Here is a 14,495-nt window from a genome sequence, read left to right on the forward strand (position 1 = left end):
CGCAATGGAGTGAAAGAGCGAATGTCGTCGCTATTGCGGTTTCCTTTGTGAGGCATGTTCGTTGTGTTGCGTGAAAGTGTTCCGCCACCGAAAGGATGCAGACGAAAATGAACTGTAAGAAGGCTGCTGCCGTCGTCGCCGGAATCATCATGGCCATGGGTGCAGCGACCCCCGCCTTCGCCGACGCGGAGGCCGAGGGCCTCGCGTTCGGTTCGCCGGGTGTCCTCTCGGGCAACGTCGTCCAGATCCCGATCCACGCGCCGATCAACGTCTGCGGCAACAGCGTGAACGTCATCGGCCTGCTGAACCCGGCCGCGTTCAACACCTGCGTCAACGCCTGAGTCCCCAGCGGCCCGTAGGTGAGGGGGCCGGCCCCCGGAGAGCATCCGCTCCCCGGGGGCCGGCCCTCCGTCATGCCGACACCGGCGCCTTCCCGCCGGTACGCGGCCTGCTCACCGCCCCGCCCCGGGCACCCGCCCGCAGCCGCTGCCGCACCCCGCGCACCAGACGCCCCGCCGTGTACTCGGCGCCGAAGACGAACCGCATCGAGGGACCGTACGAAGGAGCGGTGAGCAGCCCGGCGAGGAAGAGGCCCGGCCAGGAGGACTCGAAGAGACCACCGACCTCCGGGGCGGCGCCCGCGCCGACCGTGCGCAGCGCGCCGCGCAGCTCCGGGGAGAGCACCCCCGCCCGGTCCAGGCTCGGAGTGAAGCCGGTGGCCGCGACGACGTGGTCGGTCTCCAGGACCGTCGTCCCGTCCGGCCCGGTCACGTCGAGCCGCAGCCGCTCGTCCCCGGTCACGGTCGCCGAGGTGATCCGCTGCCCGAGGCGGACGTCCCCGACCGCCGCGAACCGCTCGCGGAGCCACCAGGCCCCCGCCGGGCCGAGCGCCGAGTCGAAGATCCGCTCGCGGGTGGTGGCCGGCAGCCGCCGGAAGACCCCCGGGGTGTCCGCGTACAGCTTGTTCCGCCAGCCGCAGCCGAGCCCCGTGTGCGGGGCGCGGACGGTCGGCCACAGGCCCCGGTCGAGGGCCGGGGGCAGGGTGTTCCAGTTCAGCCGGTCCGCGCGGGCGAGGATCCGTACGGTCGCGGCGCCCTGTTCGACGAGGAGCGCGGCCGTCTCCAGGGCGGCCTGCCCGGCCCCGACGACGGTGACGTCCCGGCCGGCGAAGCGGTCGAGCTCGCCGTGGTGGCTGGAGTGGGTGACGTACCGCCGGGGCAGCCCCCGCAGTGGCCCGGGGATCTCCATGAACGGCAGGACGCCGACCGCGAGCACCACCGTCCTGGCCCGGAGCGCCTCGCCGTCCTCGGTGCGCAGCTCGAAACCGTCCGCGTCGGGCGCGACCGAGCCGATCAGGCGCGCGTCGAGCGTGGGCACGGCCTGCCGGGCGAACCAGTCTCCGTACGCGGCGAAGAAGTCGACCGGCAGCGGCACGCCGTGCGCGGCGCGCACCCCCCGCGTGGCGGCGTACGCGTCGAGCCCGTACGCCCCTTCCGGGTCGGAGAGATGAGAGGCCCAGGGCTCCGACTTCAGGAACATGCCCGAGGGCATGGCGTGCCAGGACTCCATCGAGCGGCCGAAGGTCCGCAGGTGCAGCCCGTGGGCGGCCGCGTGCGCGGCCACGGACAGACCGTACGGTCCGGCCCCGACGACCACCAGGTCGTACATCGACTTCGACATCGTGCCTTCCACCTTCATCGTGGGGTGAGCTGGTTGGAGGAGCTGCGGGCCGGCGGCGCCGCCGGAGGCACGGGAGCAGGGAGCGCGCGCCGGGACCCGAACAGTCCGCGGAGCGCGGTCAGGGCCTTGCACAGCAGGTGTCCGAGCCAGGCGCGGCCCATCGCGAGCGCGGGCGCCGGGTCGTCGGTCGCGTACCAGGCGTACTCGGTCCGCCGCGGCGCCTCCCCGTGCCCGACCCCGTCGGAGGACCGGCGGCGCGGGGAGGTGAGCAGCGACAGCGCCGCGTAGTTCTCGACGACGAGCCGGCGGCCGTACGCGGGGGAGTGCGGCGGTACGGGACGCCCGGTGAGGTCCAGGTGGAGCGCCCGGACCACGTCCAGGCCGTCCCGGTCGGCGAAGAGCCGGAACTGCGCGCCGGGCCGGGGGTTGAAGTCCAGCAGGTGGTACGCGCCCGTCGACCGGTCGAGCCGGAAGTCCAGGTCGCACACGCCCCGGTAGCCGAGCGCGCCGAACAGCTCGCGGGCCGTGCGCTCCACGGCCGGGTTCGCCGTCCAGCGCCCCATGGCGGTGAGCCCGGCCCCGTCCGGCCAGGACCGCTCCTTGCGGCCGGTCGCCCCCACCGTGCAGCCGCCCTCCGCGTCCACGTACCCGTGGAAGAACCAGTCCAGGTCACGCCCCGCCGGAAGCAGCTCCTGGAGCAGCAGTCGGCTGCCGGCCTCCGGGGTACGGGCGTACAGCTCCCGGATCTCGGCCAGGGACCGCACGAGCGCGGTGCTGCGCAGCCCGCTGCCGGCCGGAAGCAGCCAGGGGCGGCTCCACTTGGCGACCACCGGAAGCCCGAGCGACCAGGCCATGGAGGCGGCCTCGTCGGCGCCGGTGGGGAGTTCGGTACGGGGATGGGGCAGGCCGAGGGCCGCGCAGGTCTCGGCGAGCGCCGCCTTGTCCGCGACCCGCAGCAACTGCTCCTCGGTCTGCTCGGGGAGGAGGAAGCGCGGGGAGAGCTCGGCGCGGCGGCGGGCCAGGGCGAGGGCGCTGACGTCGTCCAGGGGGAGGACGAGGAGGGAAGTTGACGGACCGTCCGGTGCCGTCTCGGTGTCGCCTGCGATCTCGCCCTCGATCTCGTCCGCGAACCGGTGGAGGAGCGCGGCCAGCTCGGTCGAGGAGATCGTTCCCGGACTCGCGCGGGCCGACCGGAGATATCGGGAGCGGGTGACCGGACTGGTGCTCGATTCGATGACGGCATGGACCGGAATCCCCGCCCGTCCCAGCGAGCGCGCGGCTCCGAGAGTGCCGTGATGGAAGGGATTCCGGTCGAGCCGCACAAGGACGGTGGGAACGCTGGTGTCGAAACTCTGACGGCGCGGCACGGCATGCCCCTTCATCTCGGGTGCCCCAACTGGGCGATGAAATCCTCTAATGGACTACTGATCAGAGGGAAGTCGAGTTCACGGTCGGCTCATTAGGAATACTTTCGGAGTATCGGATTGACGGATCATCAAAACGCGGACGACGCGAAGGAGCGGCCATGGCGGCTACACATCGGCGAACGGCGAGAGTGTGGCTGGGGGTGTTCACCGCCGGTCTCCTCGCCTCGGGCTCAGTCGTGCTGTCGTCCCCCGCCCACGCCTCCGAATCCGTAACGACGAGGGACCCCGGACCGACTCTCTCCAGCGCCATGGGAGCCTTCCTCGAATCGGGCGCGCTCGGGGTCGCCCGCATCGGGCAGCTGGAGCAGTGGCTCGGCGGACGCGAACTCCGCGTCGGCCACACCTACCTCCCCGGCGACCTCTGGAAGAACATCGAGGGCCCGCCCGGCTTCCTCGACGCCTGGGCGGACTGGCGCAACGAGAAGACCGACCGCCTGTTCGTCCTCAACGTGCCCATGCTGGAACGCAACGAGGCCGGCGTCTCCGACGCCGAGGTCCGCCGCCAGCTCCAGCTCGGCGCCGCCGGGTACTACGACCACCACTTCACGGCCCTCGCCGAGCGGCTCGTCCGGCTGCAGGCCACCGACACCGTCATCGTCCTCGGCTGGGAGATGAACGGGACGACGTACACCCACCGCTGTGCGCCCGATCCGACCGCGTGGAAGAAGTACTGGAACCGGATCGTCACCGCGATGCGGTCCGTTCCCGGCCAGAAGTTCCGCTTCGACTTCAATCCGAGCCGTGGCACCGACGCCGTTCCGTGGACCGAGTGCTACCCGGGTGACGACGTCGTCGACATCATCGGGATGGATTCGTACGACCAGCCCCCGGGCTCGCGTTTCGACCAGCACGTCAGTGAGCCGTACGGGCTCCAGAAGCAGGTCGATTTCGCGGCCGAGCACGGAAAGCAGATCTCCTATCCCGAATGGGGGCTCTTCCGGAACGGCGACAACACCGAATACATGCGGCGCATGCTGGAGTGGATGAAGCTCCACAAGCCGCTGTATCACACGATCACGGATTACTGTCCGCACGGCGTCTGGCAGTGCGACGACAATCCGCGGTCGTCGCTGTTGTTCCGTCAGATGATGTACGGCACGGAGCCGGAGGTCCCGACACAGCCGACGGATCCCACGGACCCGACGTGGCCGACGGACCCGGTGGACCCGACGTGGCCGACAGACCCGGTGGACCCGACGTGGCCGACAGACGACACGGACCCGACGGACCCGACGGTTCCTGAGCCGAAGCCCGAGCCGAAGCCGGAACCGAAGCCGGAACCGAAGCCTGAGCCGAAGCCCGAGCCGAAGCCCGAGCCGAAGCCGGAACCGAAGCCTGAGCCGAAGCCCGAGCCGAAGCCTGAGCCGAAGCCCGAGCCGAAGCCGGAACCGAAGCCTGAGCCGAAGCCCGAGCCGAAGCCGGAACCCAAGCCTGAGCCCAAGCCGGAACCGAAGCCGGAACCGAAGCCGGAACCGAAGCCGGAACCGAAGCCTGAGCCGAAGCCCGAGCCCAAGCCGGAACCGAAGCCTGAGCCCAAGCCTGAGCCCAAGCCGGAACCGAAGCCTGAGCCCAAGCCCGAGCCCGAGCCCGAGCCCGAGCCGGAACCCAAGCCCGAACCGAAGCCCAACTGTTGGACCGTGAACCTCGGTTCATGGGTCGAGAGTTGGATCGGTGGGCCGGTCTGCGTCCCGAAGGACTCCTGGAAGGACGAGGTCGACCTCGACTGGAAGGACGAGCTGAAGGGTGTCTGGCCCTTCTGACCCTCCACCCGGTCCGTACCGGGCCCGGACGGCGGCGGCGGAGATCATCCGCCGCCGTCGCCCGGCGGGCGCCCCTGGAGCCGGCCGAGCGCACGGCCCACCCAGGCGCGCTCCCGCGCCTGCCGGGCCGCCCAGCGGCGCGCGTGGGCGGCGCCCGCGCGGAGCCAGAGCAGCGGGGCCGTACCCCGTCCGGTGAGCATGAGCCGCTGGTTGCCCACGGTCTCGGGTCGCCAGTGGTGCTTGTACGCCTCGGTGCCCCGCAGCATGCTCAGCGTGGCCCGGCCGCCGGTACTGGTCTCCCCGGCCCCGTGCCGGAGCAGCATCGTGGCGACGTCTACCTTGCGGGCGCGCAGGGCCGGGTCGGCGCCGTACAGATAGCCGCCGGCGAGCCGCGGGGACATCAGGGTCAGGTCGGCGGCCACCACGTCCCCGGCGAGCCGGAACTCGGTGACCATCGCGTCCCCGCGCTCCACCATCGGCCCCACGGCCCGGGTGAGGTGCTGGGCGAACCGTTCGCTGGTGTGCTCGGCGGTCACGCCCCGCCCCTGCCACTGAAGCTGATGGAGCCTCAGGAGACGGTCGAGGGCGGCGGGCACCTCGGACCCGGTGACCACGCGCGTGTCGATACCGAGGGCGTCCAGCTTGCGCAGCTTGGCGCGGACCCGCTGGGCCTTCCCGGCGGGGATGCGTGCGAGGAGCCCCTCCATGGGTACGGCGGGCAGCTCCAGGCACAGCGAGTCGGGCAGCCGTCGGCGTGGCCCCCGCCAGTGGACGAGGACCCGTTCGCTGGCCGCCCCCGGCCGTACCTCCCGCAGGTCGATCACCGCGCCCCGGGCGGTCCGGGCGAGCGCCCGGGCCAGGGCGGGGGCCGCCTGGGGGCAGTCGTCGTCGAGGAGCACGTCCGTGAAGTCGGTGATCGAGCCGCCGAGCTGGGTGAGGACGGGCAGCGGACCCCGGGCCCGCATCAGGGGCGCGGCGGCGACGAGTTCGCCGTCCTCACGCCGTACGAGCACCAACCGCAGCGCACCGGGCCTGCCGTACGAGAGCCACCAGGAGTACAGCCAGGCGTGGGACTGGAAGGGGGTGGCGGTGGAGCAGCACCCGTACAGCGCCGTCCACTCGGCCGCCAACCGCCCGAAGCTCTCCTCGTCACGGCAGATCTCGGTCCGCAGGGCCGACGGGCCGCCCGGCGCTCTCGGGCTCACACCGCCTCCGGCTGGTGTGCGGCCGCCGACGGAGCGGGCACCGCGGCGGAGGCGGACGGGGACGCCGGCGAGGTCCCGGATCCGGGCGCCGCCTGCCGGGAGTGCCGGGCCTCGCCGCGTGCGGCGGCGCGCTTCGGCCGGACCAGGAGCGCGAGGCCGCCGAGGAGCCCGCCCGCACAGCCGCCGACGAGCGCCGAGAGCGGCGCGGAGGGGGAGACGGGCGCGACCGGCTTGGTCGCGCGGGAGAACTGGACGACCTTGACGCCCGTGCTGCCGGCGACGTGCGTGCTGTTGAGGACGAGTGCGCGGGCCACCCCGTCGGCCATGGACACGGCCTTCGCGGGCTGTGCGGCCTTGGCGGTGATGGAGATCATCGGCGCGTCGGGGGAGGTCGCGGCCTGCACGCTCTTGCGCAGGGTGTCGGCGGTGACGCCCGCCCACACCTGGGCGTCGCCGGTCACCGCGATGTCCGTGGCGACCCGCCCGTACGCCTGGGCGAAGCCGAGCGCGGCGGCCGGGTCGGACTTCTCCGCCGGTACGACGATGACGTAGCTGGTCGCCGCGTACTGCGGGGTCTTGAGGGCCCCGTAACCGCCGCCGAGGACGGCTCCGGCGAGGACGGCGGCGGGCAGGACCGCCCAGCGGCCGGGCCTGCGGAGGCCGGCGGGGAGGAGGGCACGGCGTGGGGTGGAGTTCATGGGAGGTCTCTCTCACTTCGCGGGGGAGGGGGTGCCGTGGACGGCCTGGTCGTAGAGGGACATCAACTGCTGTGCGCTGTGCGCGATGTCGTAGCGGCGGGCGGCGGCCGGCAGGGGGAGCCGGGCGAGCCGGGCGTCGCGGATGCCGCGCAGCGCGGAGATCAGCTCGGGTACGGACTCGCCGATCCGGCGCGCGCCCGGTGCCGCCGCCGGTGCCAGGTCGTCGATGGCCGGGCAGGCCACGTACAGGACGGGCAGTCCGGCGGCGAGGGCCTCGACGACGGCGAGCCCGAAGGTCTCGTCGGGGGAGGTGGACACGAAGACGTCCATGGCGGCGAGCAGTTCGGGCAGCGAGGGACCGGGCGAGGCGGCGTTCGGCGGGTCCTCGCAGGCACCGGCGAGCAGCACCCGGTCGGCGGCCCCGCACTCGCGGGCCACCCGGAGGAGCTCCTCGCGCTGCTCGCCCTCGCCGACGAGGAGCAGCCGTGCCGCCGGGACCGAGGCCACCGCCCGGACGAGCCGGTCGAACCGCTTCCCGGGCGTGAGCCGCCCCACCCCGCCGACGACATAGGCGTCCTCGGGCAGCCCGAGGATCCCCCGGGCGAGGCGGCGGGCGCGGGCGTCGAAGGCGAAGCGGTCGGTCTCGATGCCGTTGGGGACGACCTGGATACGGTCGGCGGGCACCCCCCAGTCGGTGAGCCGGCGGGCCACGCTCGGCGACACGGCGACGGTGGAGGTGCCGAGCCGCTCGGACGCCAGGTAGAGCGCGCGCGTGCCCGCCGAGAGCGGCCTGCCCTCGATCTGGGTCTCGCCGAGGGAGTGTTCGGTGGCGATGACCCGCCGCACCCCGGCGAGCCGGGCCGCCGTCCTGCCGTACACGCAGGCCCGGTAGAGGTGGGTGTGGACGAGGTCGTAGCGGCCCTGCCGGACGATCCGGGCGAGGCGCGGCAGGGCGCCCAGGTCACGGTTCCCGGCCATGCCCAGGTGGGTGACGGGGGTTCCGTCGGCCTCGATGCCGGCGGCGACGGCGCCGGGGTTGGTGAGCGTGACCACCCCGCTCTGTACCGGCAGATGGCGGAGCAGGAGCCGCAGTTGCTGCTCGGCGCCGCCGATGCCCAGTCCGGTGATGACGTGCAGGACCTTCATGGCGCACCGACCACGGCGGGGCCGTACTGCGCGGGGATCAGATCGGCGGGGTGGCGGCGGCGCAGCGGGTGCAGGACGCGCTTGGCGGTGAGCCGCCACGACGTGTCGTCCTCGCCGACGTGGACGCGGGGCAGGGCGTACGTGCCGGTGTACGGGCCCGGGTCGATCGCGCAGCCGTAGCGGTAACCGGCCCTGCGCACGGCGTGGATCGCGCGCGGGTCCACCTGCCCGTACGGGTAGCAGAAGCCCTCGACGGTGGTGCCCGTCATCTCCTCCAGGAGCTCGCGGCTCTGCCGGGTCTCGGCGGCCAGCTCCGTGTCGTCGGTCCCGGTGAGCGAGACGTGCGTGAGACCGTGCGAACCGATCTCCATGCCGGCCTCGGCGATCCGCAGGATGCCGTCCTCGTCGAGGAGCGGCTTGCGCGGACCCGCCGCGTCCCAGGTGTTCTCGCCGCCGAGCCGCCCCGGCAGGACGTACACGGTCGCCGTGAAGCCGTGCCGGCGAAGGAGCGGAAGCGCCGAGTCGAGGAAGTCCGCGTAACCGTCGTCGAAGGTCAGGCCCACGAGCCCCTTGGCGCGCCCCGCGGCGGTGGCGGCGAGCAGCTCCCGGACCGACACCCCGCGCAGTCCCCGGTCGCTCAGCCAGTGCAGCTGCCGGGCGAAGCGCACGGGGGAGACGGTCACCCGGTACGGATCGTCAGCGGTGTCCGTGATCGAGTGGTACATCGCCACCCATGGGGGCGGCTTCATCCACAGGGGCGGCTTCGGCAGCAGACGGCTCAGCGCGGTGGCGGCGGGCATGGGGGGTCCTCCGGGAGGCGGAGCGGGGCAGGGGCGGAATCTCGGGCGCCTTGGCGGCGCAGGCGATGAAGAGCAGGAAGACGCCGATCACGACCAGGCCCGCCACGGCGACGGCGAGGGCGGCGGGGCCGACCGCGAGCGAGCAGAGCCAGGCGGCGCCGGTGGCCCACGCGCCCGCGGTGGCGAGCCGGAGCAGTCCCTCGCCGAGCCGGTCGACGTGGACCGGGACGGCCTGGCGGTGCGCGCCGCGCAGCAGCAGTACGGCGGTCAGGGTGATGCCGAGGGCGTTGGCGGCGGCGATGCCGACGGCGCCCCAGTAGTGGGCGCCGGGGAGTCCGGCGGCGGCGGTGGTGACGAGCCCGGCGGCCATGGCGGCGGCCGGGTACCAGAGCGGGCGCGCGGCGGAGAAGTAGCAGCGGACCAGGGCGCCCACCATCGTCTGGCCGAGGAGACCGAGGGCGTAGACCCGCATGACGGCGGCGGTGGAGACGGTGTCGGTACGGGTGAACTCGCCGCGCTCGAAGAGGAGCTCGACGATCCGGGGCGCGGCCGCGATCACCGTCGACGCGCCGACGAGGACGACGACGGCGGCGAGCAGCAGATCCCGCTCGACGCGCCGGCGGGCCGCCTCGGTGTCGCCCGCCGCGAGGGCGCGGGCGACGACCGGGAAGCTGACCGTGCACAGCATCAGGGAGAGGATCATCGGCATCTGCGCGACCTTCTGCGCGTAGTTCAGATGCGAGATGGCGCCGGCGGGCAGCGGCGAGGCCAGGAAGCGTTCGATCAGGGTCTGGGACTGGCGGGAGAGCGAGAACGCGACGACGGGCGCGATCAGACCGAGGACCAGGATGCGCCCCTCACCCGTGGAGGGGGGCGTGAGCGCCTCGGGCTCCCGCATCGGTACGGGGCGGGCGCGCAGCTCCCGGACGAGCGAGGGCGCCTGGACGAGGACCATCAGGACCCCGCCCACCGCGACCCCGGCGGCGGCCGAACGCACGCCCCACGGCTCGCGGAGCAGCAGGATGGTGCCGATGATTCCGGCGTTGTACGCCACGTAGATCGTGGCCGGCGGCAGGAAGGAGCCGTGCGCGCGGAGCGCGGCCGAGCAGTAGCCGACCAGGGCGAAGGTCAGGACGCAGGTCCCGGTCAGCCGCGTGCAGTCGATCGCGAGCCCGGGGTCGGGCAGCCCGGGCGCCAGGGCCGCGACGATCAGCGGGGCGGCGGCGACGAGGAAGGCGGCGACGACGCCGGCGGCGAGGGTGAGCCGGGGGAGCGTGCCGCGCACGAGGGCGCGCACCGGGTCGCCGAACAGGTGGCCGGAACGGCGGGCCAGGGCACGGGAGAAGGCGGGCACCAGGATCAGCGCCATGGCGTCCTCGATGAGGAGCGTCGAGGCGAACTCCGGCACCGTCCACGCCACCAGGAACGCGTCCGTCTCGGCCCCGGCCCCGAAGTACCCGGCCAGGATCTGGTCCCGTACGAGCCCGAGCACCGCCCCGACCGCGGTGAGCCCGGCGGTCACGAAGGCGGCCTTCGCGAGGAAGCCCCCGCCCTCGGGGGCGCCGGTACGGGCCGTGCGCCCGCGGGCGTGGGCGCGGCGGCCTGGGGCACGCGGGGCGGCGGTGCGGAAGGGGGCGGTGCGAGGGGCGGCGGTGACGGGGCCGGCGGTACGGAGGGCCGCGATACGGGGGACGGGAGGAGGCACGACTCCCGTTCCCGTCCCCGGCAGCACGACGGCCTCCGAGGGCCACGGGGTGTCCGTGGGGCCCGGAGGCGGGGTCGACCAGGGGTCGGTCAGCGGGGTGCCGCAGGGTGGGCCGCCCGTGGGGCGCGGTTCACCGGCCCGCGGGGTGTCCGTGGGCTCCGGTTCCCCGGCCCACGGGTCACGCACGCCGGACCTCCGCAAGCGCCCACCAGGCCGCGAGGCCCAGCACGACCGACATCAGGACCGTCGAGGGGCCGCCGATGTCCGCGTAGAAGAAGTCGATGAGCTGCCAGCCGAGCAGGCCCGTCGCGACCAGGGCGCAGTCCGCGCCGAGGCGGCGCCGCCGCAGCGCGCCGACGAGCAGCGCCACCCAGCTGCCCGCCAGGGCGAGGAGTCCGAACAGGCCCTGCTCGCTGAGGACCAGGAGGTACATGTTGTGCGGGGAGAGCAGCGGCTGCCGCTGGAAGGCGGCGCCGGCGCCCGCCGTGTCGCTGCCGGAGGACAGCGCGAGGGAGGCGTTCGAGTCGCGGTACTGCGGGAAGCCCTTGAGGCCGACGCCGGTGACCGGCTCCGCGGCCCACATCCGCCCGGCCGCCGCCCACATCGTGTACCGGTCCGTCACCGACTGGTCCGGCGCGGCCGCCACCTGCGTGATGCTGGCGACCCGCTCCTTCACCATCGCCGAACCGATGCCGAGCCCGCCGACCAGGACCACCCCGAGCGCGCCGGCGGCGAGCGCCACGCGTGCGGCCCGTCGGGGCCCCGAGAGCAGCAGCTGGATGCCGCAGGCGAGCACGGTCGCGATCCACGCGCCCCGGCTGAACGACAGGACGAGCGGCAGGAAGAGCAGTCCGGCGCAGACGAGCGCCGCCGTCCGCGTCCGCCCGGGGCCGCTGCCGAGCGCGATCCCCGTGACGATGACGAGCCCGTACGACACGACGGTCGCCATGCCCATCACATCGGTCGGCCCGAAGGTGCCGACGGCCCGGATGTCCTCACCCATGTACGAGGCGCCGGTGCCGGTCAGGTACTGGGCGACGCCCACCGCGCCCTGGAGCAGCGCGAGCCCGACCAGACCCCAGGCGACCACGGCGAAGTCCCGCCGGTCACGGATCATCAGGAGCACGGCCGCCGGGACGAGGACGAAGATCTGTACGTAGCGGGCGACGCCCGGCAGGCTCGCCGCCGGGTCGTTCGAGGTGATCGCCGCCAGACAGATGCCGAGCACCGGCAGTCCGAGGACGACGGCCGCCGTCCGGGTCAGCGGCCGGGCGCCGCCGCGCAGCACCCGGACGAGACAGATCAGGACGAGGAGCCCGGAGGCCGCGTCGGCGATCGTCCCCGTACCGCCGGTGCCGCCCTGCGCCCCGCCGCCGCCCGGCACGAGCAGGAGTGCGATCACGGCGAGGACCGGGGAGAGCGCCCCGGCCCGGCGCGCCCAGTCCCGTACGTCGTCCGGGGCAAGCGCCGGTACCGTCACGGCCGTGGCCATCCTCAGCTCCCTGTGGGTCGGACGAGCCCGGCCGCCGTACGCAGCAGGATGCAGACGTCCTGCCAGAGCGACCAGTGATCGATGTAGTGGTTGTCGAAGCGGCAGCGGTCCTCGATCGAGGTGTCGCCGCGCAGCCCGTGCACCTGCGCCAGACCGGTCAGCCCCACCGGCATCCGGTGCCGGGCCGCGTAACCGGCGTGGATCTTGCTGAACTGGGCGACGAAGTACGGGCGTTCGGGCCGCGGCCCGACCAGGCTCATATCGCCGCGCAACACGTTCCACAGCTGCGGGAGCTCGTCGAGCGAGGTCTTCCGCAGGAAGTTCCCGGCCGCGCTCATCCGCCGGTCGCCCGCCACGTTCCAGCGGGTCGCCGACTCGGTGTCGTCGGAGGGGCGGAGCGTACGGAACTTGAGCAGGGTGAAGTGGCGCCCGTGCTGGCCCACCCGCTCCTGCCGGAACAGGACCCCGGGACCGTCCGCGAGCCGTACGGCGAGCGCGCAGAGCAGCAGCACCGGCAGCGCGACCGCGAGCGCGGGCGCGGCGAGCGCGATGTCGAGGGCGCGCTTGGCGGGCAGACCGCGCCGCTCGCCCAGTGGGACGACGCGCTGCCAGGCGTACCCCCACATGTGCGCGCCCATCGGGCCGTCCTGGTGCCGTCCGCCGACCCGCCAGGTGGTGCAGCCGTAGTGCTGGAAGAGCGTCACGAGCCCCGGGTCGTCGTCGAGGAACACTGCGTCGCGCACGGTGTTCTGGATGACGGCCCGGTGGATCTCCTCGGTCGTGGTGAGCACCGGAAGCCCGGACTCCCCGGCCGACCGGGGCGCCCCGCCCTGCTCGGGCACACCGACGATGCCGACCGGCCGCACCCCGTACTCGGGGTGCTGGACGGCCGCCGAGGCGAACCGGCGCGCGGCCCCCGCCCCGCCGACGACCAGCGCCGACCGGGGGTGGGCCCGCGCGATCCGGCGCCGCCGGGTGATCAGCAGGGACCGGACCAGGCTCACGACACCGACATGCGCGGTGTACGCCGCGAGGAGCCGCAGCGGCCCGATCGCGGCAGGGGAGTACGCGGCCACCGTGGCCGCCGCCAGACACCAGGCGACGCCGGCGCGGGAGGCGAGCGCGGGCAGCTCGTCGAGGGCCCGGGTGTGCGGCGCCGGACGGTAGAGCCCCGCATGCCCGTCGAGGACGAGGACGAGCGCCACGATCGGCAGCAGCAGCCGGGCGTCGTGATGCGCCGTGCTCAGCAGCGTGGCGGCGGAGAACACGGCCAGGCAGTCGACCGCGACGAGCGGCAGCACGCCGGACCGCGGCCGCGCGGGGCGGTGCGGCAGGGTGAGCCGGTCGGTCGTGCCGCGGCGCGGCGCGAGGGAGGCGAGGCCGAAGGCCTGGCCCGCCGTGGGCCAGGGGCCCGGTGAGGGAGGGACGCTGGTGCTTTCGGTGGTCACTGCGCAATCGGCTCTCTCTGCTCGGTGCCCCGCACTCCGGCCAGTTCGCGGTAGACGTCCGCGACGGCCGCGCCGGTGCGCCGGACATCGAATCTGCTGAGTACGTGCTCGTGGGCCTCGCGGCCCAGGCGGTGCCGGAGCTCCTGCCTGCCGAGGAGGCGGCCGAGAGCGGTGGCGAGCGCGGCCGGGTCCTCGGGCGGGACCAGGCACAGGGGTTCATGGGCGGGCGGCAGGCTCTCGCGCGCCCCGTCGACATCGCTGACGACGACCGGCCGGCCGCTGGCCATGGCCTCCAGGGGCGCGAGCGCCATGCCCTCCCAGCGGGACGGCAGGACGACCACGTCGGCGGCGCGGTACCAGGGGACGGTGTCGTCGACGGCCCCGGTGAACCGCACCGAGGGACCGGCGGCGGCGCGCAGCCGGTCGCCGTCGGGGCCGTCACCGACCAGGACGAGACGGGCCGTCGGCACCTCCGCGAGGACGGCGGGCCAGGCGGCGAGCAGGACGTCCTGCCCCTTCTGGCGGCAGAGCCGGCCCACGCAGACGACGGTCGGCGCGGGGTTGCCGGGCGGGCCGTCGGTCGCGAACCGGGCGACGTCCACACCGTTGTGGACGACGGACCAGTCCGCCGCGACGCCGGCGTCCTCGCCGGTGCGCCGCTCGGCCTCGCTGACGCAGAGGATCCGGTCGGTCCAGCGGGCGCCGAACCGCTCCCACCGCCGGGCGAGCGCGGCGGTCGTCCCCTCGACCGCCGCGAAGGACCAGGCGTGCGGCTGATACACCGTCGGAATCCTTCCCCGCAGGGCGAGTCGGGCGCAGAGCCCGGCCTTCGCGCTGTGGGCGTGGACGAGTCCGGGTCGGACGGTACGGATCACCCCGGCCAGGTCCCGGGTCTCGCGGACGAGCCCGGGCCCGGGGTTCCGGCCGGCCCGCCAGTCATGGGTGTCGGCCCCCTCGGCGCGGACGGCGGTGGAGAGGACGGTGTCGGGTGGGCAGGCGACCGCGACCCGCAGGCCGGCGGCGAGCTGGGCGCGGACGAGGTCGATGACGACACGGGCGACCCCGCCGTCACCGGGCTGGACCGCGTGCAGGACGGTGACGGACCCGGGGTCCGTGTCTCGTGGAGGCAGCACG

At 74.2% G+C, this 14,495-nt stretch carries 11 protein-coding genes and 1 pseudogene; 2 read left to right on the top strand and 10 right to left on the bottom strand.

What is annotated here, in order from left to right; genetic code table 11:
- Positions 1–107: 107 nt before the first annotated feature.
- On the top strand, positions 108–341 hold the full coding sequence (locus OG462_RS27635) for a chaplin (RefSeq protein WP_406061641.1): 234 nt from the start codon (positions 108–110) through the stop codon (positions 339–341).
- Between the two features lie 70 nt (positions 342–411).
- Here the strand turns inward: OG462_RS27635 and OG462_RS27640 are convergent, their stop codons facing one another.
- Positions 412–1,668, bottom strand: a complete 1,257-nt coding sequence (locus tag OG462_RS27640) for an FAD-dependent oxidoreductase (RefSeq protein WP_406066745.1) — start codon at positions 1,666–1,668, stop codon at positions 412–414.
- A gap of 26 nt (positions 1,669–1,694) precedes the next feature.
- A complete protein-coding gene (locus tag OG462_RS27645) occupies positions 1,695–3,047 on the bottom strand; it encodes an ATP-grasp domain-containing protein (RefSeq protein ID WP_406061643.1) in 1,353 nt (450 codons plus the stop codon).
- 158 nt (positions 3,048–3,205) lie between these two features.
- Here OG462_RS27645 and OG462_RS27650 point away from each other — a divergent pair.
- Positions 3,206–4,414: pseudogene (locus OG462_RS27650) on the top strand (glycoside hydrolase family 26 protein); the annotation flags it as partial.
- Positions 4,415–4,911: 497 nt separating this feature from the next.
- Here OG462_RS27650 and OG462_RS27655 read toward each other — a convergent pair.
- Genes OG462_RS27655 through OG462_RS27690 form a run of 8 tightly spaced genes read right to left on the bottom strand, consistent with a single transcriptional unit; the run spans position 4,912 to position 14,494 of the window.
- Complete coding sequence (locus OG462_RS27655; protein WP_406061645.1) at positions 4,912–6,072, bottom strand: GNAT family N-acetyltransferase; 1,161 nt, start codon at positions 6,070–6,072, stop codon at positions 4,912–4,914.
- Positions 6,069–6,770 (bottom strand): lipopolysaccharide biosynthesis protein, encoded by a 702-nt coding sequence (locus OG462_RS27660; RefSeq protein WP_406061647.1) that lies wholly within the window; start codon positions 6,768–6,770, stop codon positions 6,069–6,071. The genes OG462_RS27655 and OG462_RS27660 overlap by 4 nt, the downstream gene beginning before the upstream one ends.
- A 12-nt stretch (positions 6,771–6,782) precedes the next feature.
- Positions 6,783–7,916: a glycosyltransferase gene (locus tag OG462_RS27665; protein ID WP_406061649.1), complete on the bottom strand. Its 1,134-nt coding sequence runs from the start codon at positions 7,914–7,916 to the stop codon at positions 6,783–6,785.
- The gene (locus tag OG462_RS27670; RefSeq protein WP_406061651.1) at positions 7,913–8,716 is read right to left on the bottom strand and encodes a polysaccharide deacetylase family protein; all 804 of its coding nucleotides are present in this window, start codon (positions 8,714–8,716) and stop codon (positions 7,913–7,915) included. The genes OG462_RS27665 and OG462_RS27670 overlap by 4 nt, the downstream gene beginning before the upstream one ends.
- Positions 8,613–10,607 carry a lipid II flippase MurJ gene (locus OG462_RS27675; RefSeq protein WP_406061653.1) on the bottom strand — a complete coding sequence of 665 codons (1,995 nt, stop codon included), beginning with the start codon at positions 10,605–10,607 and terminating at the stop codon, positions 8,613–8,615. The genes OG462_RS27670 and OG462_RS27675 overlap by 104 nt, the downstream gene beginning before the upstream one ends.
- Entirely contained in the window at positions 10,600–11,913 is a 1,314-nt protein-coding gene (locus OG462_RS27680) for an O-antigen ligase family protein (protein ID WP_406061655.1), read from the bottom strand. The genes OG462_RS27675 and OG462_RS27680 overlap by 8 nt, the downstream gene beginning before the upstream one ends.
- A 2-nt stretch (positions 11,914–11,915) precedes the next feature.
- Positions 11,916–13,361 (bottom strand): sugar transferase, encoded by a 1,446-nt coding sequence (locus OG462_RS27685; RefSeq protein WP_406061657.1) that lies wholly within the window; start codon positions 13,359–13,361, stop codon positions 11,916–11,918.
- Entirely contained in the window at positions 13,358–14,494 is a 1,137-nt protein-coding gene (locus OG462_RS27690; RefSeq protein WP_406061658.1) for a glycosyltransferase, read from the bottom strand. Before OG462_RS27690 ends, OG462_RS27685 begins: the two co-directional genes overlap by 4 nt.
- Position 14,495 lies beyond the last annotated feature (1 nt).

The organism is Streptomyces sp. NBC_01077 (assembly GCF_045162855.1).
In the GTDB taxonomy this organism is placed as follows: Bacteria; Actinomycetota; Actinomycetes; order Streptomycetales; family Streptomycetaceae; genus Streptomyces.

Excerpts from the sequence above, each read along its gene's own strand:
- OG462_RS27635 (WP_406061641.1), top strand. The coding sequence starts at position 108 with ATGAACTGTAAGAAGGCTGCTGCCGTCGTCGCCGGAATCATCATGGCC.
- OG462_RS27640 (WP_406066745.1), bottom strand. The coding sequence starts at position 1,668 with ATGTACGACCTGGTGGTCGTCGGGGCCGGACCGTACGGTCTGTCCGTG.
- OG462_RS27660 (WP_406061647.1), bottom strand. The coding sequence starts at position 6,770 with ATGAACTCCACCCCACGCCGTGCCCTCCTCCCCGCCGGCCTCCGCAGG.
- OG462_RS27665 (WP_406061649.1), bottom strand. The coding sequence starts at position 7,916 with ATGAAGGTCCTGCACGTCATCACCGGACTGGGCATCGGCGGCGCCGAG.
- OG462_RS27670 (WP_406061651.1), bottom strand. The coding sequence starts at position 8,716 with ATGCCCGCCGCCACCGCGCTGAGCCGTCTGCTGCCGAAGCCGCCCCTG.
- OG462_RS27680 (WP_406061655.1), bottom strand. The coding sequence starts at position 11,913 with ATGGCCACGGCCGTGACGGTACCGGCGCTTGCCCCGGACGACGTACGG.